The sequence below is a fragment of the Roseomonas sp. TAS13 genome (assembly GCF_001950415.1).
Lineage (GTDB): Bacteria > Pseudomonadota > Alphaproteobacteria > Acetobacterales > Acetobacteraceae > Roseomonas > Roseomonas mucosa.
In genome coordinates, this window is record NZ_BDLP01000570.1 from 1 (window position 1) to 1,985 (window position 1,985).

The 1,985-nt window shown below is 71.1% G+C and carries 4 protein-coding genes; 1 reads left to right on the top strand and 3 read right to left on the bottom strand.

Annotated features, from left to right (window positions below; translation table 11 throughout):
• Positions 1-115 precede the first annotated feature (115 nt).
• From ROTAS13_RS23700 to ROTAS13_RS23710, 3 genes are read right to left on the bottom strand one after another with little or no spacing between them, the layout of a single operon-like run.
• Positions 116-529, bottom strand: a complete 414-nt coding sequence (locus tag ROTAS13_RS23700) for a hypothetical protein (RefSeq protein WP_075823593.1) — start codon at positions 527-529, stop codon at positions 116-118.
• The gene (locus ROTAS13_RS23705; protein ID WP_075823594.1) at positions 514-1,170 is read right to left on the bottom strand and encodes a hypothetical protein; all 657 of its coding nucleotides are present in this window, start codon (positions 1,168-1,170) and stop codon (positions 514-516) included. The genes ROTAS13_RS23700 and ROTAS13_RS23705 overlap by 16 nt, the downstream gene beginning before the upstream one ends.
• Before the next feature lie 49 nt (positions 1,171-1,219).
• Positions 1,220-1,576, bottom strand: a complete 357-nt coding sequence (locus ROTAS13_RS23710) for a hypothetical protein (protein WP_075823595.1) — start codon at positions 1,574-1,576, stop codon at positions 1,220-1,222.
• 128 nt (positions 1,577-1,704) lie between these two features.
• On the opposite strand from ROTAS13_RS23710, the gene ROTAS13_RS23715 reads away from it, so the two are divergent.
• Positions 1,705-1,985, top strand: a 281-nt coding sequence (locus tag ROTAS13_RS23715) for a transposase (protein WP_171979227.1), incomplete at its 3' end; no start/stop codon positions are given.

Sequence of the window (1,985 nt, forward strand, 5' to 3'; positions counted from 1 at the left end):
GCGAGCGGCCCTGTCCGGTGCGGGACGCGACCCGTCAGGGCTGCGGCCTGGACGGGCTGGGGTGCGACGGCGGCGATGGAGCGCAGCGGTGCCGGGACGGCCGTGATGCCATGCCTCAGTTTCTCCCCTCCCCTCCCTCCTGCACCGTGCTTCGTGCCTCACGCATCCTGATGCGTCGCTCAGGCTGTTCCGCTTCGGCGGTCTCGCCCGTCAGGCTCGTCTGCGCGGGTTGGATGGCGAACAGGTCCGGCTGCACCGTGCGGCGGCCGTCGCGCAAGACGCGGACCATAGCGGCGTAGGCCGGGGTGGCAACGGCACGGAAGAAGCGCTTCCGTCCGGCCTTGCTCTCGTTTCCGTCCCACACGCTGCGCCAGTGCATCCGGCCGTCCTCACCGCGTCCCCCTTGCAACACGAAGCGCGCCCGCCCTTTGACCGGCATCTCGACCTGGATATGGCCGCGGTCGTGGGGCGGGTCGCCGAGGCGGGTGATCCGGGCCTGGAGCCCTTCGGCCATCAGGGCGGACAGCATGTTCGGGACCGAGTGCGGGTCCGCTCGCACTTCGGGTGGCGGCGGACAGCGGGGTCGGGGTCGAAGTCCTGCGGGCGAGGCCGCGCAAAGCACGAGGGCGATGCCACGGGCTCGACCCGGAGATCGGCCATGGCGGGCGGCGCATTGGAGCGCCGCGCCCACCTGGCTTCGGCCAGCATCCAGGCGCGCTTGCCGGGTGTGAACTGGATACGCTCGGCACAAGCCTCGAACTGGCGCTTGAGCCGGATCTGCATCTGCCACTCGGCATCCGGCACCGCGGTGACAGCGCGCGCCAGGGTCTGCAGGCGGTGCTCGAAATCGTCGCGCGTCACCGGCTCACACCTGGGCACGCGCGGTCCCTGCATCAGCTCGCGCCCCCGATCGTGAAGCTCGGCGCGGGTCATCACCACCTCGACCGTGACGATGTCACCGGCGAGGAGCGGTCCCTCGACCTGCCCGACCAAGGGCAAGCCGGGACCGGTGCGGTGCAGGAAGTGCTGCCGGGCGATCGGGTTGTAGAGCCCCTCGATCACCCGGCCGTCGCGCAGCGTCAGCCGAAGCCGGGAACGGTCCTCGTGCGCGCCGAGCGGATGGGGTCCTGCCTCGGGCAGCGTATCCGGCACCTCGTCCCAGGGGATCATGGCAGCCTGGCCTCCTGGCTCGGGGGATAGAAGCTCGAAAGGGTGGCCATCAGGCCGGGCCGGCGGCTTCGCCGAAGGCACCGGCCGGCAGCCGCCAGTCCGCCGTGCGGATCGGCCCGGTCCAGCGTGGGGCCAGGGCCTCCGCCACGAGGCCGGGCTGGGCCAGGGCAGCCGGGTAAGGGATGCCGCGGTCCGCGAGGTCGCGTACCGAGCGGGCGCGCTGGATGGTGCAGCCGAACTGGCGCTCGTAGCCGGCCACGCGCTCGAACCAGGCGCGGGCGATCAGGCGGATGGTCGCCCACAGCGCGGGCGTGCCGAAGATGCAGGTCATGCAGCTCAGCCGTCCGAAGCCCAGGCGGTAGGGGATGGCGGGCACCACCCCGTGCCGGGCCAGGATGTCCCACACCGCGCGCTCGCGATCGTGTCCCTGGACGTGGTGTAGGACCTGACGGCCTTTGAAGTGGCGGTCACCGCGGTGGTTCTCGGTAGGGTTGGGTTGCTGAGACCTGCAATCCTGACCTGGAACCAACCGCGATGACCGACGACAAGACTGCTCTTCGGGAGCTTCTGGAGAAAGGCTCTGATGCGAGCTTTCTCCGCGAGATGATCGGCTTTGCCGCCCAGAGGCTGATGGAACTGGAGGCGGGCGAGTTGACGGGAGCCGCCCCTGGCGAGCGTAGCCCGGACCGGCTGGTGCAGCGGAATGGCTACCGGGATCGCGACTGGCAGACCCGGGCGGGCAGCGTCGAGCTGCGGATCCCCAAGCTCCGGCGGGGCAGCTACTTCCCGGCCTTCCTCGAGCCCCGACGGACCGC

Excerpts from the sequence above, each read along its gene's own strand:
- ROTAS13_RS23705 (WP_075823594.1), bottom strand. The coding sequence starts at position 1,170 with ATGATCCCCTGGGACGAGGTGCCGGATACGCTGCCCGAGGCAGGACCC.
- ROTAS13_RS23700 (WP_075823593.1), bottom strand. The coding sequence starts at position 529 with ATGCTGTCCGCCCTGATGGCCGAAGGGCTCCAGGCCCGGATCACCCGC.